This is a genomic window from Pseudoalteromonas sp. SWN166 (assembly GCF_015864485.1).
GTDB lineage: Bacteria > Pseudomonadota > Gammaproteobacteria > Enterobacterales > Alteromonadaceae > Pseudoalteromonas.
On the sequence record NZ_JADYXB010000012.1, the window covers coordinates 16,798 to 41,260 of the forward strand.

The window sequence follows — 24,463 nt, forward strand, 5'->3', positions numbered from 1 at the left end:
CCTAAATTAATTAAAAGAGGCTTTTAATAACCTCGCATTAAGTGCTAGCCATGCCTGTTTTTGATTTTCCCAGGCGGCTTCCAACTCATGGTATTGTGCCATTAATGCTGAGCGTTCACACTGCTTTGCCATGTTATTTTTTTTAACTTCTAACACTTGTTTTTGTAGTGAACAATAATTCTGCAGTTTTTTCAGCAGTAAATCGTACTCTTGTTGTAATAATGTAAGCTTATCTTGCGCTAAAGGCAATTTTGCAAGACGCGTTTGCGTTTTACCCATTAGCGTTTCGGCCTTCGCTTTTTCGATGCGTTCAACTGGCGTACGCTTTAATTTATTAGCTAAACCAACAGCTGCTAAAGAGCGAATCATCCATTTTGTTGGATCGTAATGAAACCATTTAATACCGTTACGATAGTCGCTTGCAAAAATATGGTGGAAGTTATGGTAACCCTCGCCATAAGTAAATAATGCTAAAAAGCCGTTATCGCGTGCTGTATTTTTTTCGGTGTATGGGCGAGAACCCCAAATATGTGCAACCGAATTAATAAAAAAAGTAAAGTGTTGGCTTAGTACTAAGCGTAGTAAGCCTGCAAGAATTAACATACCCCATACATCACCTACCATTAAGCCTAGTGCGAGTGGCAAACCTACGTTCATAGCAATAGCTAGTTTTAAGTAGTGCTTATGTTGCCACGTAACGACTTTATTTCGTTGTAAATCACGACAATTACTATAGTCGTTATAGCTATCGCCTTGGTAGTCACGTAACATCCAGCCAATATGGCTGTACCAAAAGCCATTAGTAGCTGCGTAAGGGTCTTTTATTGGGTCGTCAACTTGGCCGTGATGTACACGGTGATCGCTACTCCAGTGCAAAGCACTGTTTTGTAGTGCAAAAGCACCGCCAAGCGCAAAAATAAATTCAACCGCAGGGTGTGCGTTATAGGTTTTATGTGCCCATAATCGGTGGTAACCGGCAGTAATAGATAAGCCCGCATAAAACATGCAGCCTACAAAAGCAATCCAATGCGCGCTGGTAAATCCGTAGCTAATAGCGTACCAAGGTACAAGGGTGGCAGCCGCCAAAAAGGTTAGGCTAAAAAACAGGACGTTTGTCCAAATAATCGGTGGTTTATTCATAATTCTCAATCTCAGCGTACAACTGTAAGCTAAAATAGTATTTCAAACTCTTGGCGTCAAGTATTAGACTAGGGAATTAGGCACATTTTCACTAAAAATTCACATAAATTCATTCTAGGAGCTGTTGATGTCGGGTGTTAGAGCGCAACAGAAACAAAAAACACGACAGGCTTTAATTGAGGCGGCATTTAATCAGCTGAGTGCTGATCATAGTTTTTCTAATTTAAGTTTACGCGAAGTTGCGCGAGAAGCCGGTATTGCCCCAACTTCTTTTTATCGTCATTTTAAAGACATGGATGAGCTTGGCTTAACCATGGTAGACGAAGCAGGTTTAACTCTTCGCCAACTAATGCGTCAAGCACGTAGGCGCATAGCAAACGATGGCGGCAGTGTTATAAACACCTCAGTGGTTACGTTTATGGAGTTTATTGATAACTCAAGTAACCAATTTAGATTATTGCTACGAGAACGCTCTGGTACGTCTAAAGCATTTAGAGCCGCAGTAGCGCGCGAGGTAAAACATTTTATTTTAGAGCTGGCTCATTATTTAGAAAGCGAAACCAAATGTAACTCCATGCATGCCTATATTCAGGCTGAATCTATGGTCACTCTGGTATTTAATGCCGGCGCAGAAGCGCTCGACATAGAAGGGCTACAACGCGACGAATTGATTGAGCGCGTTATTTGGCAATTACGTTATATTACTCGCGGTGCGTCGCATTACGTAAGAGAAACGAATAAAGAGGCATAGCTTAAAAAAATTGCAAAAAGTTAATATAAGCACGGTATATTGCAGTGCTTATTAATTTAAGCGCCACTAGTTGCGTATTTGTTATTTTAATTCCCTATGTTGACCTATGTTAAATTAAAAAACCCAATTGAATCGTTTTTAAATCTATTATGTGGAATATTTATGCTTGCTTGGTGCGGCTATGAATGTTAAAAATAGGCTTCACTGAACACACACACAAGAAAACAAGATGCATATTATTCGTTTAATTACACTAAAACTTAACCTCTTACTGCTATGGCAAGTAAGCGGGGATTAGTGTGTTTGCATCGAGTTGAACACTAAAAACCCCGCAATTGCGGGGTTTTTTTTATCTCGCGGCTGGGATTAATTGAAATTTGGGTAACATAGGAATGAGGGGCAGTTATGCAAGAGCAAGATAAAGTATGGATTTTTGATACCACCTTACGTGATGGCGAACAGGCGCTTAAAGCAAGCCTTACTGAAGATGATAAAATTCAATTAGCACATACAATTAGCCGCTTGAATGTGGATGTGATGGAAGTGGGTTTTCCGGTTTCGAGCCCTGCTGATTTTCGCTCGGTGCAACGTATTGCAACCGAAGTAAAAGGCCCGATTATTTGTGGTTTAGCGCGCTCAGTTGCTAAAGACATTGAAGCCTGTGGCGAAGCACTTCGCACAGCTCAGCAAAGCCGTATTCATACTTTTATTGCTACAAGCCCTTTGCACCTTGAACATAAATTACGTATGAGCCTAGACGATGCAACAGCAATGGCCGTTAAATCAATTAAATTGGCACGTAACTATACTGATGATGTTGAGTTTTCGTGTGAAGATGCTGGTCGTACGCCGCATTGGGATTTATGTAAAATTGTTGAGCAGGCAATTAATGCTGGAGCTTCAACTATTAACTTGCCAGATACCGTTGGTTTTGTAACGCCAGACGAATACGCCGCGATGATCCGCCATTTAATGAATAACGTGCCAAATATTGATAAAGCGCGCTTAAGTGTGCATTGCCATAACGATTTAGGTTTAGCCGTAGCAAACTCGGTGGCTGCAGTGCAAGCCGGAGCACGTCAAATTGAGTGTACTATTAATGGCATTGGTGAGCGTGCTGGTAACTGCTCACTTGAAGAAGTGGCGATGATCATGAAAATGCGCCACGACCACTTAAAAGTATACACAGATATTAAAAGTGAAGAAATTTATCGCGCCTCTCGTCAAGTGGCTAAAATTTGTAATATGCCAGTACAACCAAATAAAGCGATTGTTGGCGAAAACGCCTTTGCACACAGCTCAGGCATTCACCAAGACGGTGTATTAAAAGCGCAAAATACTTATGAGATTATGTCGCCAGAAAGCGTTGGTGTGCCAAGTAACCAATTAAATATGACTTCGCGTTCGGGTCGCCATGTTATTGAGCATCGCCTAGAAGAGTTAGGTTATCAAAAATCTGATTACGATATGGATGGCTTATATAAAAGCTTTATCGAGTTGGCTGACCAAAAAGGCACAGTATACGATTACGACCTTGAGGCGATGATTTACTTTAATCAAATTAACGACAAAGACGAAAAATACCAATTAGAATTTGTTAACTCAGCCTCTAACTCGCAATCGGTAGCAAGCTCTACCATTGGAATGCGCATTGATGGCGAAGCTAAACAAGAAGCCGCGACAGGTAATGGCCCAGTTGAAGCTTCGTTTGCAGCTATTGAGCGCTTAACCGGTATGAGCGTTGAAATGATTGAATATAACTTAGAAGCGACAGGCCAAGGTGCAAGCTCATTAGGCCAAGTAAATATTATAGCTAAATACGATGGCCGACCTTACCACGGTGCGGGCATTGCAGCGGATGTGGTTGAAGCGTCGGTACGCGCCATGATCCGTGTTTATAACTTAATTTATCGTGCACAAAAAGTGTCTGATTTAAAACAACAAAGGAAAGCAGGATGAGTAAAACAAACTACAGCGTTGCGGTATTAGCTGGCGACGGTATTGGTCCAGAAGTAATGGCAGCAGCAGAGCAAGTACTTGATGCTGTGAGCAATAAGTTTGGTTTTACCCTAAACCGCGAGCATTATGCAATTGGCGGCGCAGCCATTGACGAATTTGGTAAAGCATTACCAGAGAGTACACTTACTGCGTGTGAAAACTCAGACGCTATTTTATTTGGTTCGGTAGGCGGTCCTAAATGGGAAAACTTACCACCAGATGAGCAACCGGAGCGCGCATCGTTATTGCCGCTTCGTAAGCACTTTGGTTTGTTTTGTAATTTACGCCCTGCACAGTTATTACCTGCATTAAGTGCAGCGTCGCCACTTCGCGCAGATATTAGCGAAAAAGGCTTTGATATTTTATGTGTGCGCGAACTAACTGGCGGCATTTACTTTGGCGAAAAAGGCCGCAGTGGTGAAGGCGCAGAAGAGTTTGCATTTGATACGCAAACATACTCACGAAAAGAAATTGAACGTATTGCCCGCTTCGCTTTTGAAGCTGCAAAGCTACGTAGTAACCACGTAACATCTGTTGATAAAGCCAATGTATTAGCATCAAGCGTATTATGGCGCGAAGTAGTAACCGAAGTAAGCAAAGACTACCCAGAAGTAAGCCTAGATTACATTTACGTAGATAACGCAGCTATGCAGTTAGTTAAGCAGCCTAGCCAGTTTGACGTACTACTTTGTGATAACTTATTTGGCGATATTTTGTCAGATGAGTGCGCCATGATCACAGGCTCAATGGGCTTATTACCATCGGCAAGCTTGAACCAATCGGGCTTTGGCTTATACGAGCCAGCAGGCGGCTCAGCACCAGATATTGCAGGTAAAGGCGTTGCAAACCCAATAGCACAAATTTTAAGTGCTGCACTTATGCTACGTTACTCGCTAGGGCAAGACGAAGCGGCTCGCACGATTGAAAAAGCAGTAGCAGAAGCCGTAGAAGCAGGCGTTGGCACACCAGATATATATCCAAATGCAGGTTACAGCACAAGCGATGTGGCAGCAGCCATCGTTTCACGCATTTAATAACATATTAAAGTTTCAGCACCGTTATGCTGCAACTCAAACAGATTAGGGAATTAGCAAGTGGCCCAAACGTTATACGAAAAAATTTGGCAAGCACACACCGTTGCCAGCATAAATGAGCAAACCGACTTACTTTATATTGACCGCCATTTAGTGCATGAAGTTACTTCTCCGCAGGCTTTTGCAGGCTTGCGTGAAAAAAACCGTACTGTGCGTTGCCCAGAAAAAACCTTTGCAACTATGGATCATAACGTATCGACTAAAAGCCGATCGCTCGATGCCGCAAGCGAAGTATCTAAAAACCAATTAATGGCGCTTGATAAAAACTGTAAAGAGTTTGGTATTATACTTTACGATTTAAACTCAATTAACCAAGGCATTGTGCATGTAATGGGCCCTGAGCAAGGTATTACTTTGCCAGGCACAACCATTGTATGTGGCGACAGCCATACTTCTACGCATGGTGCGTTTGGCGCATTAGCACATGGTATTGGCACATCTGAAGTTGAGCACGTCTTAGCAACGCAAACGCTTCAGCAAAAAAAAGCGAAATCATTAAAAATTCAAATTAATGGTGTACTGCGTCCAACGGTTACGGCTAAAGATTTAATTATGGCGGTTATTGGTAAGTTAGGTACTGCTGGTGGTACAGGTTATGTAGCAGAGTTTTGTGGTGCAGGCATTGAAGCGCTTTCAATGGAAGCCCGTATGACGCTATGTAATATGAGTATAGAAATGGGTGCAAAGGCCGGTTTGATTGCCTCAGACCAAATTACTTATGATTACTTAAAAGGTCGTCCGTTTGCACCTAAAGGCGCTGATTTTGATGCAGCCGTTGAATATTGGGAAACATTAAAAACGGATGAAGGCGCACACTTTGATTTAGTTGTTGAGCTAAATGCTGACGACATTCAACCGCAAATTACCTGGGGCACAAGCCCTGAGCAAGTAATTGGTGTTGATGAGTGCATACCTGATCCAGATAAAGAGCCAGATTTAATTAAAGCCGATGCTATTCGCAGCGCACTTAAATACATGGACTTAAAAGCGGGCGATAAATTATCAAGCGCAAAAGTAGACACGGTATTTATTGGCTCATGTACGAATAGCCGTATTGAAGATTTACGCGCAGCGGCAAAAATTGTTGAAGGCAAACATGTTGTAGCCGGCATAGAGGCGTTAATTGTACCGGGCTCTGGCTTAGTTAAAAAACAAGCTGAAGATGAAGGTTTAGCTGATATTTTTAAAGCCGCAGGCTTTGAATGGCGCGAACCGGGTTGTTCTATGTGTTTAGCGATGAACGATGACCGCCTAGGAGCAGGCAAGCGTTGTGCATCTACTTCTAACCGTAACTTTGAGGGTCGTCAAGGTCGTGGTGGGCGTACGCATTTAGTAAGCCCTGCAATGGCTGCAGCAGCTGCAATACATGGTCACTTTGTTGATATTAGAGGAGAGGCATAATGAGCGTATTTTTTAGTGGCTTAATGGCCCCACTTGATAAAAACAATGTAGATACTGATCAAATTATTCCTAAGCAATTTTTAACATCAACTAGCCGCGAAGGCTTTGATGCGGCATTGTTTTATGATTGGCGTTACCTAGATAACGATGAGCCAAACCCTGACTTTATTTTAAATCGCCCGTGTTACCAAGGCGCGCAAATATTATTAACGCGCGATAACTTTGGCTGTGGCTCATCTCGCGAGCATGCACCATGGGCACTTAAGCAATACGGTTTTGAAGTTATTTTAGCTGAAAGCTTTGCAGATATTTTCTTTAATAACTGTGGTAACAACCAAATGTTAGCCATAGCGTTACCTGCCGATACGCTTGAGCAGTTGTTTGTACTTAGCGAGCAGCATGACGATATAAACATTGAAATCGATCTTGAAAATCAAACACTAACAAGCAGTAAATTTGCGCCAATTAGCTTTGATATTAGTAAAGAAGTAAAAGAGCGCTTATTAAGTGGCTTAGATTTTATCGGTGTAACCGAAACGCTAAACCCACAAATAGATGCGTTTGAAAAACAACTCGCTGCTGAGCGCCCTTGGCAGTAATTGTTTAACCGAGTGTATTAAGAGTCACGTATTAAAAAGCACGGCAATTGCCGTGCTTTTTTGTGGGTAAATATTAGATGTGGTAGCTAAAGGTTAATGCCTAAAGTCAGCCATTAACGCAGGTATACCAGGTAACATTCCTACAATTGCCATTACAGTGGTAAGTAGTACAAACATAATAAGTGGAATCACCCAGCGGCTCATTTTAGTTAGCTCAGCGCTGCGCTCTTTACAGCCAATTAGCCCTAAGTTATCAAGTAACATAGTAAGCGACCAACCAAAAGCCGGATTCACCAAGGTCGAAGCAAATACCACAATAGCGGCTGATTGCGTTGTTTTACCTTCGCGTGTCATTTCCATGCCAGCCTCAAGTAGCGGGATAAACACACCCACAATAAGCGCAACACACAATACAGGCTGCCAAATTGCTAAATCCATAGGGTAGCCCCATAAACCAGCAATAATACAAAATAATGCAGTTAAAATAGCGCCAGCAGGAATAGGGCGTTTAGCAATAGCTGCAGGCACAATATAAGTACCCCAAGAGGACGCAAAGTTAGCACCACCGGCAAGTGAGCCAAACGTTTGTCTAACCGATGCACTTAGCATGGTGTCGTCAATATTCATTTGTACTTTTTCAGTGCGTTGTGGATAGCTTATTTTTTGAAATACTTGATGACCTAAAAAATCAGGTGACCACATGGCGACAGCAAGTACAGCGAAAGGGAGTACAACAACAAAGCTTTCAAGTGTTGGTAGGCCAAGCATCCAACCTGTGTTTTCGCCCCACCAGTATGCTGGGTTCATATTTGGTAAACCCGGTGCAGTATGAAACTCAAAGGGTGCACCTAAAGCAAAGGCAACCACACCACCAATAAGGCAGCTTAACGGCACCGCTAACCAGCGCTTTTTAAAGTGCTCTAAAAGTGCATACAATAAAATGGTGGCTAAAATAACAATAAATGCAATGTGTGCCATATCAATGGCTTCAGCCCAAGCAAACAGCTTTTTAACTTGCGAAATAGTGCCAATAAAGCCCAAATAAATAAGTAGTCCGCCACACACCCCTTTACTGGTGAGTCGCGCGAGCATACTTCCCCCCTTGGTTATGGCTAAAATAAATCCAAAGGCACCAATGAGTAAGCCAAATGCCATAGGATGGCCGCCAGCTGCAACTACAATAGGAATTAACGGAATAAGCGGGCCGTGAGTACCGGCTAAGTTGGCTGTTGGTAAAATAAAGCCTGAAAACAAAATGATAAAAATAGAAACAATGAGTAATTCGTAACGCACATTTTCTAAAACAAATGCATCGCCTAAACCAAGAGGTGCCGCGAAGGTTGCTGCAATAGCGCCCACCATAACCACTTTACCAATAGTGCCCGCCATTGCTGGGATAGTGTCTTCAAATTCAAATCGGTAATCTCTAAACGGTAAATTAGGGCGCCAACGTTTAGGCTGCATAATTTGTAATTCATGTTCGAGATACTCGTCGCGAGTATTAAACTCTGAGCTCGGTTTATGAAGCTGCTCGTAGCTTTGAGCATCCTTGTGCGTGTTTGATGGTACATCACCGGGCGGTGTAGTTTGCATGCGTTCTCCTGCAACATTGTTGCTTAGTCAAATAAATACGGCTTTTGTTAAAGCAAATGAATATTGAACATGCAGGGTAAATCAGCTTTTAGGCTGGGATGTATAGGCAAAAGGTCGTGCATGGTTGTTTTTAATACAGTTAATCTGAAAAATAGCTTTACGTTAAAAATTATAAAATTACATATGCAGGTTAAAAACTACTAAAAATCAAGTGTTTGTGTTTTATTTTAAAGGGGTGAAGGACTGTTTTCAGAATAGTATCGTGTTAATGGCAGGTTATTATCCTTTAGTCTTAGTGGTTGTTAAAGCCGTTATATTTCAAGCTGTTTTTTTTACAGCAGCCGTTAATTTCGTTTTATTTGTGGTGAAATAATACTTCTGTTACTTTCGGATTGTTAATAACAACAATAAAGAATATAGATGCAACTCAACTCCCCTAAATCAATTGGTATTTTACTTGGTACGCTTTACGGCATATTTATGCGGCTGTTTGTAGAGCTAGTCAATGCTTATAATTTAGGTAGCCTAGTTTCCATATCATTTATGTTTTTAGTGCCTGTTGCTATTGGCTATATTCGTATTCACTTTGAGTACAACGAATCAAAGATATTAACTAAAAGGCAAATGATCACGATTGCTTGGCAGCCTATTTTTGTTTTTTTATTTGTAAGTGTAATTACTTTGCTTGAAGGGAGCATTTGTGTGGCAATGGCTTTGCCTGCTTTTATGTTTTTTGCCAGCATTGGTGGATTACTTGCGGGCTTTGTTAGAAAGCGCAAAATAAAAAAAGCGAATAGCTCGTTATTATCAATTGCCTTGTTACCTATATTGCTCTCACCTATTGAAGTTAATTTTTTAAAGTTATCAAAAATATACGAAGTAACAAATTCAATAACTATTAACGCGCCCATCAATGTTGTGTGGCAACAGTTAGCTAATGTGAGTGATATAAAACCACAGGAAGTGCCTTTTTCACTCACTCAATTAATTGGTGTACCAAAGCCATTAAAGGCAAGTATGAATGCAAGCGATATAGGCGCTGTTCGCACAAGTACTTGGCAAAAAGGGGTTATATTTAAAGAAGTTATTACGGATTGGCAACCAAATAAACAGATGCTTTATAGATTTGACATAGACCCAGATGCTATTCCCGATGACGCACTCGATAAACACGTAAAACTTGGCGGTGAATACTTTTCTCCACTTTACGGTGGTTATCAGCTAAGTGAAGATAAAAGCGGCAATACAATTTTAACTTTAAAAACGACCGTGCAAGACAATACAAATTTTGGTGTTTATTCGCGAATATGGGGAGAGGTGATATTTCAAGATTTTCATCACTCACTGTTAACGCTGATGAAAAGCAGAGCTGAAAAATCGACTACCGCAGCTGTTTCTTACAATTAGCTTAAATCATTGTGACTATAAAAATATTACACACTAAAAGTTAAAAGCCTCTGCAATTGCAAAGGCTTATGTTTTAGCTGCTAACTTTTACCAAATCATTTCTACAAATTCAGGGTGGTCGATATACGGATTACGATTGCCTTGAAATTCAAACGCTGCTTGGTTACGGTCAAGTTCCATTTGACTCACAGGGTCACTGTTATGCCAATTTAATAGCATGGCTACAACCCAGCTTTCAAATACTTTATTGCTTGAGCCATTAAGTACCGCATTACTTGAGGTCGTTTTTGTTTGCCAAGTGCCTATTACATTTTCGTAGCGTGTTGCCATGTAAAAATAAGCACGAGCAAAGTCGCCTTTAAATTCGTCAATTGGCTCAAACACAGTACCTGTGTAATTTAACGAACTTGCGGCAGAGCCTAACTTACTTCCGTTAGTTGATGTAAATGAAGCGCTTGCTACTTCACCAAATGGGAAGTTACTGCGTTTTGAGTTTACATAACCGTCGGTTGCGTAAATATGATGCACATCTGAGTTCATTGGCTCAATAGTGCCGCCAAACCAACTTTTAGGGAATGAATGCTCACGGTTGTAACAGCCGCCTTCTCCACTATAGTTACCACATTGATCACTCACCGCAGCATAATTGTAGCTATCTGAGCCGTTTGGTTTTTCGCTATACATATCTAAAATGCTGTTATCGTTTTCAAAGTATGTATCACGTGCTGATGAGTCGTAAAAATTCCAAATAGCCGAGTAACCCTGTGCATTATGATCTTTAATAATATTATAAAGCTCAGTTTTTAGTGCATAACCCGATAACCCTTGAGCAGTAACATAGTAGCCAGTGGGTGTTGGGTTGGTCCCGCCGCCATCACCAGAGCCACTACCTAAAGTAAATGCTGTGCTGTCTGTATTATTAAAACTTGCACCGCTAGCAAATGTGGTAGAGCCTTGCTTAAGTGCATAACTGCCATTACCTGTTGAACAACACATGCCATCGCCGTAGCTGTCGTTAATAACAAGTGTGTAAGTTCCATCAGTTAGGCATATTTGCTCATCATACTGAGTGTTTGATGCGTAACCACTGCCGTTAGCAACAGCACTACCTTGATTGTTATTAACGGCCCAGCTAGTTTCGCTACCGTAATTATCGGTACTAAGCGTTAAGATGAGGCTATTGTCAGTACAGCTTGTTGATGCGCTGCCATCAGCGTTTGGTAAAAAGTTATCTACGTATACGGTTTCGCTGCCATCAAATCCACTTACATCGTAAAACCTAAGGCCAACACTAATTGTTTTATTACTGCTTGCTGTATAGCTATGGCTAACTGTTTGCCATTGGTTAGTTTGTGCTTGATTTGAATAGCCTTGATAACCATCTACATACAAGCGAGCTTTAATTTTACCTTCGGTGTGGTAAACATCAGCCGAAAAGTTATAGGTTTTACCTGCTTCTACAGCAACTTGTTGTAGTAAATCAGTGTTACTTTGCGATCCTGTTGTTACATTGACAGCAGCAGAGCTACTACCACTTTTAACTGTACTGGTTGAGCGAGATAAAGCAATTCCGCTATCTATCGTAGTCCATGCATCAGGTGTATTACCTGACCATTGTTCAAATCCGCCATTAGCTACATTGGCCATTACAGGTAATGAGCCAAGTAACAATGCGGTACTAAGTAGTTTATTTTTATATTTCCCGTGTAACATAGTTGTTCCTATTTTTATTTTGAATGAGGAATATACCCTACATTAGTTAGGTTACAAAATTGTTAATTTAAAGCACTGTAAAAGGCAATAATCGTCCTTTAATCTGTTTTTGAAGGTATTTTTATAAATTAATAACTAAATGGAATATCAAAGCAGATTCTATTCTTTTTTTATCTATGCAGAGCCCGTTATCCTACATACTTAGAAAACCTCAACAGATACGCTCTGGATGAGGTAAAACTCATTTTTAACAATACACAAAGTGTGTTGTGTTTAATTTTCAGGGTTATGGGGAATCGATTCATGTTGTTAGGTCAACTAAATGCTGCGGCAAGCCCGCTATCGCAAGATCAAGTACAAAAGCTGCAAGGTTTAGTGGCTGAACTTAATCCAATTCAACAAGCATGGGTAAGTGGTTACTTAGCTGCTAATGCTAACTCAGCTGCATTAGGTGCTCCTACTGCTGGCGTACCGGCTGCGGGTGATGCAGCAGCGCTAACTATTTTATATGGTTCGCAAACGGGTAACGCAAAAGGCGTAGCAAGCAAAATGAAAGAGCAGGCTGAGTCGCGCGGCTTAGCAGTTAAGCTTGTTAGCATGTCAGATTACAAACCAACAGCCCTGAAAAAAGAAAAGTTTTTAACTATCGTTGTATCTACTTACGGCGAAGGTGAGCCACCTGAGGACGCAGAAACACTTCACGAATTTTTAGCTACTAAAAAAGCGCCAAAACTAGACGATGTAAAAATAGCGGTCATTGGTTTAGGTGATTCTAGCTATGAGTTTTTCTGCCAAACAGCAAAAGACTTTGAAGAGCGTTTAAATAAACTCGGTGCGCAAACTATATATCAACGTGCTGATTTAGACGTAGATTATGAAGAAGAAGCTGCAATATGGATTGCGGGCGCAATTGATGCATTTGAACCTGATTTAAAAGCGCAACAAGATGCAGCTGGTGGCCAAGTTGTATCAATGCCATTTGGTGCACCAACAACAGCTTCAAGCCAATATACAAAACAAAATCCATTTGAAGCAGAGCTATTAACCGTTCAAAAAATTACCGGTCGCGACTCAACTAAAGATGTACGCCACGTTGAAATTTCACTTGAAGGGTCAGACATTACTTACACACCAGGTGATTCATTAGGTGTGTACTTTTTAAATGATGATGTATTAGTTGATGAAGTACTTACACTTACTCAAATAGATGCAACAAGCATTGTAAAAGTAGGTGATGAAGAGCTAAGCGTACGTGATGCATTAATTGAAAAACTAGAGCTGACTCAGTCATACCCTGGTTTTGTAGAAAAATACGCAATAGCAACTGGTGCGCCTGAATTATTAAAGCTTGTAGAAGATAAAGCCGCAATGCGTGCGTATATTGAACCTCGCCAAATATTTGATGTAATTCGCCAAAACCCTGCAAAAATTGATGTACAAACATTAGTAGATTGCCTACGTAAACTACAAGCTCGTTTGTACTCAATTGCATCTAGCCAAGCTGAGGTTGAAGACGAAGTGCATTTAACACTAGGTCTAGTGCAGTTTGATGCATTTGATAGCGAGCATTTAGGTGGCTGTACAGGTTACTTAACTCGTCGTGCAGAAGAAGGTTGTAAAGTTAAAGTATTTAGCGAACACAACGACAATTTCCGCTTACCCACTAACGATGATACACCTGTGATTATGGTTGGCCCTGGTACTGGCATTGCGCCGTTCCGTGCATTTTTACAAGAACGTGATTCGCGTGAAGCGCAAGGCAAAAACTGGTTGTTTTTTGGTAACCCACATTTCACTCAAGACTTTTTATACCAAGTAGAAATACAGGGTTATTTAAAATCGGGTTTACTTAACAAAGTAGATGTTGCATTTAGCCGTGATCAAGCCGAAAAAGTATATGTGCAAGATAAGTTACGCAGTAACAGTAAAGACGTTTTTGAATGGTTAGAAGCCGGTGCTCACTTTTATATTTGTGGCGATGCAAATCGCATGGCAAAAGATGTACACAACGCCTTGCTTGATATTGTTAAAGAAAACACAGGCAAGAGCAATGAAGACGCAGAGCAATATTTAAAAGATTTGCGTAGCGCAAACCGCTATCAGAAAGACGTGTATTAATCACGTTTCTTATTTTATTTAACAGCTAACAGCCGTCACTGTAACAAATTTAGGATTTAAAATGAGCGAACAAGATAAAAACGTAAAACTTTCTGATAACGAACGTTTGAAAAGAGAAAGTAACTTTTTACGTGGCACCATAGAAAAAGATTTAACAGACGAAATTACCGGTGGCTTTACTGCCGATAACTTTCAGCTAATTCGTTTTCACGGTATGTACCAACAAGACGACCGCGATATACGTGGTGAGCGCGCTAAGCAAAAGCTAGAGCCGCTGCATAATGTAATGTTACGTGCACGTATGCCTGGCGGTATTATTAAGCCAGAGCAATGGCTAGCAATCGATAAGTTTGCAGATGACAAAACAAGCTACGGCAGCATTCGTTTAACAACGCGTCAAACGTTTCAGTTTCATGGAGTGTTAAAGCCTAATATTAAAGGCATGCACCAAATGCTTGATAGCGTAGGTATAGACTCTATTGCTACAGCGGGTGACGTTAACCGTAATGTACTTTGTACAACGAACCCAGTTGAGTCTGAGTTACACCAAGAAGCTTACGACTGGGCTGCAAAAATTTCTGAACATTTATTACCAAAAACGAAAGCGTATGCCGAAATTTGGTTAAATGGCGAAAAAGCAGAAACCACAGAAGAGCCAATTTTAGGATCTAACTACTTACCGCGTAAGTTTAAAACCACGGTGACTATTCCACCTAACAACGAAGTTGATGTGCACGCTAACGATTTAAACTTTGTGGCAATTGCTGATAACGGCAAACTTGTTGGTTTTAACGTATTAGTGGGCGGTGGCCTTGCCATGACGCACGGCGATACAGCAACTTATCCGCGTAAGGCTGATGACTTTGGCTTTATTACGTTAGAAGATACCTTAAAAATTGCAGAGCATGTTGTATCTGTGCAGCGCGATTGGGGTAATCGTTCAAACCGTAAAAATGCAAAAACTAAATACACATTAGACCGTGTAGGCGTTGATGTATTTAAAGCAGAAGTTGAAAAGCGCTCAGGCGTTACGTTTGCACCAAGCCGTCCGTTTGAGTTTACTCATCGTGGCGACCGCATTGGTTGGGTTGAAGGCATTGATGGTAAGCACCACTTAACGCTATTTATTCAAAGTGGTCGTATTTTAGACTACCCAGGCAAGCCGCTTAAAACAGGTTGTCGTAAAATCGCAGAAGTTCACCAAGGTGACATGCGTATGACGGCAAACCAAAACTTAATTATTGCTGGCGTACCTGCAGATCAAAAAGCCGTGATTGAAGAGATTGCACGTAGCCATGGCCTGATTGACGACACAGATTCGCAGCAGCGTAAAAATTCTATGGCGTGTGTTTCACTGCCAACGTGCCCACTTGCAATGGCCGAAGCAGAGCGTTACTTACCAAGCCTAGTAGAAAAAACTGAAGCATTACTTGCTAAGCACGGTATACCCGATGACAGCATTATTATGCGCGTTGTAGGTTGCCCTAACGGCTGTGGCCGCGCAATGCTTGCAGAAGCTGGTTTAGTGGGTAAAGGCCCAGGTAAATACAACGTTTACTTAGGTGGTAATTTAGAAGGTACACGTATTCCTAAATTGTACCTTGAGAACGTAGGCGAAGACGTTTACCTAGACGCATTCGATAAGCTAATTGGCCAATGGGCTAAAGAGCGTAACGACGGTGAGTGTTTTGGTGACTTTGTTATACGCAAAGGCATTGTTGCTGAAGTAAAAGTATCAGTAACCGATTTTCACGCTTAATTAAATACCAGCGCTTTGGCGCTGGTGAGGTTTGGAATTTACCATGAGTGAATTTAAAAACATTTTACAGCTAGATAAACAAAGCCAAACGGCTATGTTAGCTGATGCTAATGGTTTACTAGCGAATATGAGCGCAGAACAGCGTGTTGCATGGGCGCTTGATAACTTGCCTAATACGGCTTTTTTATCATCTAGCTTTGGTATTCAAGCGGCAGTAATGCTGCATTTAATGACCTCACAACGTCCAGATATTCCCGTTGTATTAACCGATACAGGCTATTTGTTTCCTGAAACGTATCAGTTTATTGAGCAAATGAGTGAGCGTTTATCACTTAACTTAAAGGTGTATAGAGCGCCGCTTAGCCCAGCATGGCAAGAGGCTAAATTTGGTAAACTATGGGAGAAAGGCGAAGACGGCATTAAGCAATATAATCAGCTTAATAAAGTAGAGCCGATGACCCGTGCGTTAAAAGAAATAGAAGCGGGCACGTGGTTTAGTGGCCTGCGCCGCGATCAATCATCATCGCGTGCTGATAAACAGTTTGTAGAAATTAGCCGTGGCACGGTTAAAGTGTACCCAATTATTGAATGGTCTAACCGCGACGTGTATCAGTACCTAACTAAGCACGATTTACCTTATCACCCATTATGGGAGCAAGGTTATGTGTCGATGGGCGACGTGCATACAACGCGTAAGTTAGAACCTGGAATGACAGAAGAAGAAACTCGCTTTTTTGGTTTAAACCGAGAATGCGGACTACACATGGATGGTGACGGTATTTAACGTTACTAAGTTGTAGTTAAATCAATAACAACAACGCAGCTTAGGCTGCGTTTTTATTTTCTTTAATTAGGGTACAAAAATTGCCTAATTAAGTATTTTTTATTAAACTCAAGGAAATAAAGGATTAATTAAAGCAGGAACGCTATGAAATACTTTACCTACTTAGCTATATCAATCATGGCTATTGCAGTCATCTCTTTGTTTTATTTAAAAAAGCCCGATGGTCAAACATGGCTTTCTGCATCATCTATTAGTAATGAATCTCAGCAAATTAAAGAAAAAATGGTCGCGCTTTCAAGCAATACTCTAGATCAAGCTGTGCAGGGCGTTAAGCAAGCGGGCGATAAAATTGCGAGCAGTATTTCTGATGAACCAATGCCTGCAAGTACTAACTCAAGTAGTAAAATTTTTAAGTGGCAAGACGAAACCGGTCAATGGCACTTTTCTGATACACCTAACCCGCATGCAAAAAGTATTGAAGTAAAACTCGATCCTAAAGATATTACTGTTATTGCTGCAGAAGACACGTCTATTTTAAATACCTCTCCAAGTACAAATACAATGTCGGCTGCACAAGAGGGGATCAGTATTTTGAACCCAGACTCTGTTAAAAAGCTATTTAATGACGCCGAAAATGTAAAAGACAAACTAGAAAAACGTAATAAAGAAATTAATAATTTAAGCGCACTTTAGCTATTCTGAGTTAGGGCTTTTATGGTTTTTTAAATAACGTTTTTCGGCTTCCATTAACAGTATGGTTAAATATATTTTAGTGGGAAGTGATAATAGCACCCCTATAGCGATAAATGCTGCCGCTGTAATTATTCCTTTAATACCATGATTAACAGTGAAATAACTCGACACAATTAAAGAGTGGCCAGTCACAATAAGGCATAATCCAAACACTATTGATGTTTTAAGCAGTCGAATAATCATTATTTGCGACATAGTCACCTCACTAAGAGTAACCCTAGTGTAGGCCGGCTTTAAATATTCGGCATTGATTTGAAACAATAAACGGCACACATAAAAAAGCCCAGCTTATTACTAAACTGGGCTTTTAAATGCACTAATTACAGCGCGTATTAATCGAGCATATTACGCAGTACATATTGTAAAATACCGCCGTGTTTGTAGTAATCCCACTCTTTAGGGGTATCAATACGTACATCAGCACTCAAGGTTACTTTTTTACCTTCGGCATTGGTTGCAATGACGGTTACTTCATCGGTTTTATCGTACAGGCCATCAATATCAAATTGTTCTTGCCCTGTTAACCCGTGTGACTCGTAGCTTTCACCTTCTTTAAATTGTAGCGGTAATACACCCATGCCAATTAGGTTAGAACGGTGAATACGCTCATAGCTTTGTGCTACAACGGCTTTTACACCAAGTAATAGTGAGCCTTTAGCCGCCCAGTCACGAGATGAACCTGTACCGTACTCTTTACCCGCTAAAATAATAAGTGGAGTATTATTTTTTTGATACTCCATAGCCGCATCGTAAATGCTTGCTAAATCGTTTTCTGGTTGCGTACGTGTTACGCCACCTTCAGTACCTGGAGCAAGTAAGTTTTTAAGACGAACATTGGCAAACGTTCCGCGCATCATTACTTCGTGATTACCACGGCGTGAGCCATACGAGTTAAACTGCGATTTTTCTACACCTTTCTCTTGCAAGTATAAACCTGCTGGCGCTTCTGCTTTAATAGCACCCGCTGGAGAAATATGGTCAGTGGTTACTGAATCCCCAAGCTTAGCTAAACAACGTGCACCTTCAATAGTAGGAATGCCCGGTGGTTCTACTTTCATACCATCAAAAAATGGTGCTTTTTTAATGTAGGTAGAAGCATCGTTCCAATCGTAAAGTTTGCCATCCGGTATTTTAATTTGCTGCCAGCGGCTATCGCCTTCGTAAACGTTAGCGTAGCTTTTTTCGAACATTTCTTTAGTTACTGTTTCTTTAACTAGGTCGCTTACTTCTTTAACACTTGGCCAAATATTTTTAAGGTAAATGTCGTTACCGTTAGCATCTTGAGCAAGGGGTTCGTTGTATACGTCAATATCGGTTCTACCTGCAATAGCATAAGCTACAACAAGCGGAGGAGAGGCTAAAAAGTTCATTTTAACATCTTGGTGAATACGCCCTTCAAAGTTACGGTTACCCGATAAAATAGAGCTCACTACCAATTTATGTTTTTGAATTGCGTCTGATATTTCAGTTGCAAGCGGCCCTGAGTTACCAATACACGTAGTACAGCCGTAGCCAACTAAGTTAAAGCCTAGGCTTTCTAGGTCATCCATCAGGCCTGCTTTTTCTAGGTAGTCGGTAACTACTTTAGAGCCTGGTGCAAGTGATGTTTTAACCCAAGGTTTTACATTAATGCCTAACTGTTTTGCTTTTTTAGCGACTAAGCCTGCGGCTAAAATAACACTTGGGTTAGAAGTATTAGTACAGCTGGTAATCGCAGCAATTACACATGCGCCATCGTTTAGTTCAAACTCTTGGCCTTTAAATTTAACCTTAGCGGCACCCATAAACTGCGCTTCGTTAACTGGTTCGTCTGGGTTTGTTGCTGGGCCTTCACTTTCAATACGAGCTTGTTCTTCATCGCTTTTATCGCGACGAGCCATACGTTCGTCTTGGAAGCCTTTTAAATGATCGCCAATAACTTTGCCAGCTTCGTTTAGGGCAATTCTATCTTGTGGACGTTTAGGGCCTGCAAGGCTTGGTACAACATCATCTAATTTAAGTTCAAGTGTATCGGTGTAGCTAGCTTCGTCGCCATCGTTACGCCATAAGCCTTGATGCTTAGCATAATCTTCAATCAGTTTTAAGTGGTTTTCGTCGCGGTTTGTTAAGCGAAGGTAGTTAATGGTTTCATCATCAATCGGAAAAATACCACATGTAGCACCGTACTCTGGTGCCATATTAGCAATGGTAGCTCTGTCTGCAAGTGGTAAGTCAGCAAGGCCGTCACCATAAAACTCTACAAATTTACCCACTACGCCGTGGTTACGCAGTATTTCGGTTACTGTTAACACTAAATCGGTTGCGGTCGTACCTTCAGGTAAACGGCCGCTTAGCTTCATACCTACTACTTGTGGAATGAGTAAGCTAATTGGCTGACCAAGCATGGCTGCTTCAGCTTCAATACCGCCTACACCCCAACCAAGCACACCTAAGCCATTAATCATGGTGGTGTGAGAGTCAGTCCCTACAAGCGTATCTGGGTAAGCGAATTTTTTGCCGTCGCGCTCTTCATTAAAAACAACGCGCGCTAAGTATTCTAGGTTTACTTGGTGAACAATACCGGTTGCTGGTGGCACTACTTTTAAATTATCAAAAGCGGTTTGTCCCCAACGTAAAAATTCATAACGTTCTTTATTTCGGTCGTATTCAAGTTTTGCATTTAAATCAAATGCACCATCATTTCCGTAGCCATCTACTTGTACCGAATGGTCAATAACAAGTTCAGCAGGTGATAACGGGTTTATTTTTGCAGGATCACCACCTAGTTTTTCCATTGCGTCACGCATCGCGGCTAAATCTACAATAGCGGGTACACCGGTAAAGTCTTGCATAACTACGCGAGCGGGGGTAAAGGCAACTTCAGATGCAGGTTTCGCTTGAGGGTCCCAATTAAGTAGGGCTTGAATGTCTTGTTCTTTAATATTTGCGCCGTCTTCGTTACGAAGAAGGTTTTCAAGTAATACTTTTAAGGAGAAGGGCAATCGTTTCGCTTTGTCGCCAAGTCCTTTTAGAGAATGAATATGATATTGCTCACCATTTATTGTGAGCTGATGTTGGGTATCGAAACTATTATTCATTATTTGCCCCTTTATGAATTATAAAAATATTTTGAAGAGTGACCTCTGTAGTGCTTGAGTTGCAAAGTGCATACCAATGTAAAAAGCCGTATTTAGAGAACGAATTTTATACAGTTAATATAGTAGAGATGATGCTGAAAAGTTTAATTTCAAGAGATGATTTGAAAGAGGTAGGGTCAAAAGTTATTTCGACCCTTATTAATTACTGTAACCAACCTTGTTGCTTACCTTTAATACTCAAACAAAGTAAAGCTATGGCAATAATGATTACAAATATAGGCATAAATACAGCACTTGTACCAAGTAGCTCAATACTGTTTATGACCATAAAATTATAATATTGCTGAATTAAAATAGCGCCGAGCGATAGCGCAAAAGTAGGTGTTGCCAGCGCGTTTTTAGCAAGTAAAAAAATACAACCCAAAGTGCTTCCAAATACAGCTATAGCAAATGCAATGGTTGACCAAATAGGAACGTTAGAGTAGGCAGCTTGTTGATCTAGCGGAAGTTTACCTATCATTTCTGGTGTCATCATCATGTGCATAGCAAATGCAATAACGCCAAGTAAGTTCCATACGAGTGCCGCCCATACAACGGGCTTAAACCAATTTTTAGGTGTTTTAACAGACATTTTATAACCTTGTTTTTATTATTATTAACTAGGTTATTAAAGAGTAAAAAGGCCAACTATACAAGTTGACCTTTTTATATAAAAAGAGGGTTTTTAAATGCTTAACCAAACGAAATAGGACGACGACCTGTTTTATCATCTACTTTTGGCTTTTTAGTTCGCTTGCGCTTAGCTTTAGCTGGCTGATTTGTTGGTTGTGGTGCGGCTTGCTTTGACTCTGTTTGAGTGTGTACCGCAGGTTTTTCTGCAGGTACAGCATCTTCACTTAACGCAAGTTGAAAAAACTCACCATCGAATTCTAGTACATCGCCACTGTATAATTTTTTCCGCTTTATTGTACAAATTTCATGGTTAACACCCACATAGCCTTCAGTAATTAGGTTTTTAGCTTGGCCGCCACCTTCAACTAAGTTTAGTACTTTTAATAATTTACAAAGCTCAATCGGCTCTTCTTCTAACTCTATTTCTATATATTCTTCGTTCATATTTGCTCTCGGTGGGGTAACGCACAGGCTTTAGTATAAAGGCTTACAGCGACTTTTGCACCAAAGCAAGTAACTTTAGATAGCGGTAATACACAATTAGTTATGAAAGTTTTTAGGTATTTTATCTGTCTTTAAAAAAACTGAAGCAATTAAAAGTTAAGCTTCGTTGCAATCTTTTTTACGTATGGCTCGCTAATTGCTAAAACTCTGGCGGATTAATCAATGTGTAATGAATACATATAAAACGGAGTAGAAAATGGGCGTAAGATTAGCAATGAAAAAAGAGCTAATGGGCTTAGATAATTCAGATATGCTTACCGCAGACGATGTTAGGTCACATCTTACTAATCAAGTAAAAGAGCAAAAGGAAAATGCTGAACGTGGTTTTTCTGTGATTTCAAAATTTAACGATCACCATAGCCGCTTAGTGAGTGGCGATATGAAAAAAAAATCGGTACTTGAATTTCAACGCCATCGCTTATTTAAAGAAGTTTTATACACTCGTAAAAGTGTTGATGCGTGGTTAAATAGCCAAACAAATTAAATTGCTATAAATAGTTACCTTTAATAGACTACAAGCGTAATCAAAAGGGGTAACTATGAAAAATGGAATTTTAATATATGTGTTGGCATTACTATTAGCTGCGTGCCAACAACCTACCGTGTATGTATTTAGTGAAAACTTGCAAGATGAACAGCGCGATCAGCTCGATGCTGCGCTAAAAGCACAATCGCTCCCTTATGAATATGTACCGCTGGCAATCCCATCAGAGTTTGGTGAGGCTACATTACTCTTATCAAGTGACAAAATTTACCCAAAAGAGACTGAGCAGTTAGCTACTATTATGCAGGGGCTAGGTTACGAGCCACAAGTTAGCTATACAACGCGTTCAAATCATTTTTATGGTGATGGCAATATAGGCTTTTATCTAAAAAATGCAGTGGCGGGTACAACCTTTGTTATGCCTAAAAAGTTACGAACAACTCAATGCAGCGAAGACAAGTACAATGATTTACTCGTCACATTTACAGATAAATATGCTGACTTTACCTTACCAAGTGGTGCGGTTGTGAGGCTTAATTGGGAGTATTTGTATGGGTATGTTGTTATTTATTATAAAATCTATTCCCAGACATATAGCCACTCACAGCCGCTTGTAAATACTCCCTTTGGCGCCAAGCCATCCGATACTTACAGGTTTACAGCTCATGTTAATAACCCCAGCTGGCTTGATTGCTCACTACAAATTGTTTATATGGACTGAGTGATAGAGTTAACCGTGGGTTTCTATATGCTCGCTAAGTTTTGCAATACGCAGACTCATACCTTCTATAATTCGGTCTTTAATTTTTTCGCGGATAACATTAGGTAAACGGGTGAGTGCTTCAGGGGTAATGGCAAGGACGATACTGTCGGTTTTAGCGCGTGCGCTAGTGCTACGCTCTCGGTTATTTATAAAAGCGCCTTCACCTATAAATTCACCAGGTACTATCGTTCCAAGTTCTAGCAAATGATTATGTTTAAATACTAACAACGCACCGCTAAGTACAATATATAAGCGCTTGTCGTTATCGTATTGCTTAAATAAAAACTGATGCTGGCTTACTAAATATAACAGGCCGAACGACTCCAATAAGACTTGACGCTCGCTGAGCGTAAATTCTTTAAAAAAGTGCAGCCTGTTTATAATTTCCATTTGTTTGAATAAGGGAATATGTTCGATTAGCTTCATCAATAACCAAATGTGTTAAAAGCGTTTAATCAGCTAATATTGCGCTCTTTTAATTTTCGGGTCAACGTGTTGCGTCCCCAACCAATTTTTATAGCGGCATCTTGCTTATGGCCAGAGCAATTAGCGAGAGCTGTTTTTATTAAGCGGGTTTCTAGCTGAGCTTGAATGTCAGGCCAAATATTTTCTTTACCTTGTTTAAGCTCTTGATTAAGCCATTGCTGAAACGCATCTAACCAATCACCTTCTTCTTGAGTTGGTGTGGCATCAAGAATTTCAGGCGGTAAGTCTTGCTCGCTCACAAGCTCACCCGGTGCCATTACAGTAAGCCAGCGACAGGTGTTTTCTAATTGGCGTACATTGCCTGGCCAATTAAATAAGCGTAATTGCTCAGTTGCCTTAGGGCTCAGCACTTTGCTTTCTACTTGTAGCTCTTTAGCGCTTTTATGTAAAAAGTGTTGCGATAAACTTTCTATATCTTCAGTACGTTCTCGAAGAGCGGGTAAACGTAGGCGCACAACATTAAGACGATGAAATAAATCATCCCTAAATTTGCCCTGTTTAACTAAATCTTCAAGGTTTTGATGCGTAGCCGCAATAATACGCACGTCTACTTTTATACTTTGATGGCCACCAACGCGATAAAACTCACCATCGGCAAGAACGCGTAATAAACGTGTTTGTACATCAAGTGGCATATCACCAATTTCATCTAAAAATAGTGTGCCGCCATTGGCTTGCTCAAAACGGCCTTTACGCACGCTGTCGGCGCCCGTAAATGCGCCTTTTTCGTGGCCAAATAACTCTGACTCAACAAGCTCTTTTGGAATGGCTGCCATGTTAAGTGCAATAAATTGGTTTTCTTTACGTGGGCTATGATTGTGCAAAGCACTGGCGACAAGTTCTTTACCTGTTCCAGATTCGCCATTTATTAATACGCTCATGCTAGAAGCCGATAGTTTACCTATCGCTCTAAACACTTCTTGCATGGCGGGTGCTTCACCAATTATATGCGCACTTTTTGGTGGAGCTTGCTTACGCTTAGTTTTTTTAGTGGAATTTGCTCTGCATGCGCTTTCGACTAGTGCTACCGCTTCGTTTAAATCAAACGGCTTAGCGAGGTATTCAAAAGCACCTTTTTGAAATGCATTAACGGCAGAGTCTAAATCTGAATGCGCGGTCATTATAATAACGGGCAATCCAGGGTTTTGCTCTGCAATAAGTTCAAGCAACGCCATACCATCCATACCTGGCATTCGTACGTCCGAAACTAAAACAGTAGGTTGGCTAAACTTCAATGCGCTTAATACATCTTGCGCGTTAGAAAAGCTTTCTGCGTTAAACCCTGCACGGGTTAGTGCTTTTTCGAGTACAAATCGAATAGAAGCATCATCATCTACAAGCCAAACTGTTTTCATGCAAACTCCAAA

21 protein-coding genes are annotated in these 24,463 nt (G+C 40.7%); 12 read left to right on the forward strand and 9 right to left on the reverse strand.

All coding sequences use genetic code 11. From position 1 onward, the window contains the following. Window positions 1-6: 6 nt before the first annotated feature. A complete protein-coding gene (locus I6F49_RS09310) occupies window positions 7-1,140 on the reverse strand; it encodes an acyl-CoA desaturase (protein WP_197180010.1) in 1,134 nt (377 codons plus the stop codon). 127 nt (window positions 1,141-1,267) lie between these two features. On the opposite strand from I6F49_RS09310, the gene fabR reads away from it, so the two are divergent. The 5 genes from fabR to leuD all read left to right on the forward strand — a co-directional run bounded on the left by fabR (window position 1,268) and on the right by leuD (window position 6,983). Further along, complete coding sequence (gene fabR, locus I6F49_RS09315; protein WP_166421497.1) at window positions 1,268-1,891, forward strand: HTH-type transcriptional repressor FabR; 624 nt, start codon at window positions 1,268-1,270, stop codon at window positions 1,889-1,891. A gap of 405 nt (window positions 1,892-2,296) precedes the next feature. Next, a complete protein-coding gene (leuA, locus tag I6F49_RS09320) occupies window positions 2,297-3,850 on the forward strand; it encodes a 2-isopropylmalate synthase (protein WP_008171909.1) in 1,554 nt (517 codons plus the stop codon). Beyond that, window positions 3,847-4,923, forward strand: coding sequence for a 3-isopropylmalate dehydrogenase (leuB, locus tag I6F49_RS09325; RefSeq protein ID WP_197180013.1), 1,077 nt, complete (start codon window positions 3,847-3,849; stop codon window positions 4,921-4,923). The genes leuA and leuB overlap by 4 nt, the downstream gene beginning before the upstream one ends. A 60-nt stretch (window positions 4,924-4,983) precedes the next feature. Continuing rightward, window positions 4,984-6,384: a 3-isopropylmalate dehydratase large subunit gene (gene leuC, locus I6F49_RS09330; protein ID WP_197180015.1), complete on the forward strand. Its 1,401-nt coding sequence runs from the start codon at window positions 4,984-4,986 to the stop codon at window positions 6,382-6,384. Then, complete coding sequence (gene leuD, locus I6F49_RS09335; RefSeq protein WP_197180016.1) at window positions 6,384-6,983, forward strand: 3-isopropylmalate dehydratase small subunit; 600 nt, start codon at window positions 6,384-6,386, stop codon at window positions 6,981-6,983. Before leuC ends, leuD begins: the two co-directional genes overlap by 1 nt. Before the next feature lie 93 nt (window positions 6,984-7,076). Here leuD and I6F49_RS09340 read toward each other — a convergent pair whose 3' ends face one another. Continuing rightward, window positions 7,077-8,576, reverse strand: coding sequence for a DUF3360 family protein (locus I6F49_RS09340; RefSeq protein WP_197141310.1), 1,500 nt, complete (start codon window positions 8,574-8,576; stop codon window positions 7,077-7,079). Between the two features lie 420 nt (window positions 8,577-8,996). Between I6F49_RS09340 and I6F49_RS09345 the strand changes: the two genes are divergently transcribed. Next, window positions 8,997-9,983: a hypothetical protein gene (locus tag I6F49_RS09345; RefSeq protein WP_197180018.1), complete on the forward strand. Its 987-nt coding sequence runs from the start codon at window positions 8,997-8,999 to the stop codon at window positions 9,981-9,983. 87 nt (window positions 9,984-10,070) lie between these two features. Here the strand turns inward: I6F49_RS09345 and I6F49_RS09350 are convergent, their stop codons facing one another. Continuing rightward, on the reverse strand, window positions 10,071-11,696 hold the full coding sequence (locus I6F49_RS09350; RefSeq protein WP_197180028.1) for an endonuclease: 1,626 nt from the start codon (window positions 11,694-11,696) through the stop codon (window positions 10,071-10,073). Between the two features lie 303 nt (window positions 11,697-11,999). On the opposite strand from I6F49_RS09350, the gene I6F49_RS09355 reads away from it, so the two are divergent. The 4 genes from I6F49_RS09355 to I6F49_RS09370 all read left to right on the forward strand — a co-directional run bounded on the left by I6F49_RS09355 (window position 12,000) and on the right by I6F49_RS09370 (window position 17,050). Then, on the forward strand, window positions 12,000-13,814 hold the full coding sequence (locus I6F49_RS09355; RefSeq protein WP_197180036.1) for an assimilatory sulfite reductase (NADPH) flavoprotein subunit: 1,815 nt from the start codon (window positions 12,000-12,002) through the stop codon (window positions 13,812-13,814). 61 nt (window positions 13,815-13,875) lie between these two features. Next, window positions 13,876-15,573, forward strand: a complete 1,698-nt coding sequence (cysI, locus tag I6F49_RS09360; protein WP_197180046.1) for an assimilatory sulfite reductase (NADPH) hemoprotein subunit — start codon at window positions 13,876-13,878, stop codon at window positions 15,571-15,573. A 43-nt stretch (window positions 15,574-15,616) separates the two neighbouring features. Then, on the forward strand, window positions 15,617-16,357 hold the full coding sequence (locus I6F49_RS09365; protein ID WP_197180048.1) for a phosphoadenylyl-sulfate reductase: 741 nt from the start codon (window positions 15,617-15,619) through the stop codon (window positions 16,355-16,357). A gap of 144 nt (window positions 16,358-16,501) precedes the next feature. Further along, on the forward strand, window positions 16,502-17,050 hold the full coding sequence (locus tag I6F49_RS09370) for a DUF4124 domain-containing protein (protein ID WP_165739221.1): 549 nt from the start codon (window positions 16,502-16,504) through the stop codon (window positions 17,048-17,050). On the opposite strand, the gene I6F49_RS09375 is transcribed toward I6F49_RS09370, so the two are convergent. From I6F49_RS09375 to I6F49_RS09390, 4 genes are all read right to left on the reverse strand, one after another. Next, window positions 17,051-17,305 (reverse strand): hypothetical protein, encoded by a 255-nt coding sequence (locus I6F49_RS09375; RefSeq protein ID WP_165739223.1) that lies wholly within the window; start codon window positions 17,303-17,305, stop codon window positions 17,051-17,053. A gap of 137 nt (window positions 17,306-17,442) precedes the next feature. Beyond that, window positions 17,443-20,187 carry an aconitate hydratase AcnA gene (gene acnA / locus I6F49_RS09380; RefSeq protein ID WP_197180050.1) on the reverse strand — a complete coding sequence of 915 codons (2,745 nt, stop codon included), beginning with the start codon at window positions 20,185-20,187 and terminating at the stop codon, window positions 17,443-17,445. Window positions 20,188-20,389: 202 nt separating this feature from the next. Continuing rightward, window positions 20,390-20,818, reverse strand: coding sequence for a hypothetical protein (locus tag I6F49_RS09385; RefSeq protein WP_165739227.1), 429 nt, complete (start codon window positions 20,816-20,818; stop codon window positions 20,390-20,392). Between the two features lie 101 nt (window positions 20,819-20,919). After that, window positions 20,920-21,303: an RNA-binding S4 domain-containing protein gene (locus I6F49_RS09390; RefSeq protein WP_165728335.1), complete on the reverse strand. Its 384-nt coding sequence runs from the start codon at window positions 21,301-21,303 to the stop codon at window positions 20,920-20,922. A gap of 256 nt (window positions 21,304-21,559) precedes the next feature. Between I6F49_RS09390 and I6F49_RS09395 the strand changes: the two genes are divergently transcribed. Together I6F49_RS09395 and I6F49_RS09400 are read left to right on the forward strand one after the other, a co-directional pair. Then, window positions 21,560-21,847 (forward strand): hypothetical protein, encoded by a 288-nt coding sequence (locus I6F49_RS09395; RefSeq protein WP_165739228.1) that lies wholly within the window; start codon window positions 21,560-21,562, stop codon window positions 21,845-21,847. A gap of 55 nt (window positions 21,848-21,902) precedes the next feature. Continuing rightward, a complete protein-coding gene (locus I6F49_RS09400) occupies window positions 21,903-22,568 on the forward strand; it encodes a hypothetical protein (protein WP_197119408.1) in 666 nt (221 codons plus the stop codon). 9 nt (window positions 22,569-22,577) lie between these two features. Here I6F49_RS09400 and I6F49_RS09405 read toward each other — a convergent pair whose 3' ends face one another. Both I6F49_RS09405 and ntrC read right to left on the reverse strand, forming a co-directional pair. Beyond that, entirely contained in the window at window positions 22,578-23,036 is a 459-nt protein-coding gene (locus tag I6F49_RS09405; RefSeq protein ID WP_166421825.1) for a cyclic nucleotide-binding domain-containing protein, read from the reverse strand. 29 nt (window positions 23,037-23,065) lie between these two features. Next, window positions 23,066-24,451, reverse strand: coding sequence for a nitrogen regulation protein NR(I) (ntrC, locus tag I6F49_RS09410; RefSeq protein ID WP_165739232.1), 1,386 nt, complete (start codon window positions 24,449-24,451; stop codon window positions 23,066-23,068). Window positions 24,452-24,463 lie beyond the last annotated feature (12 nt).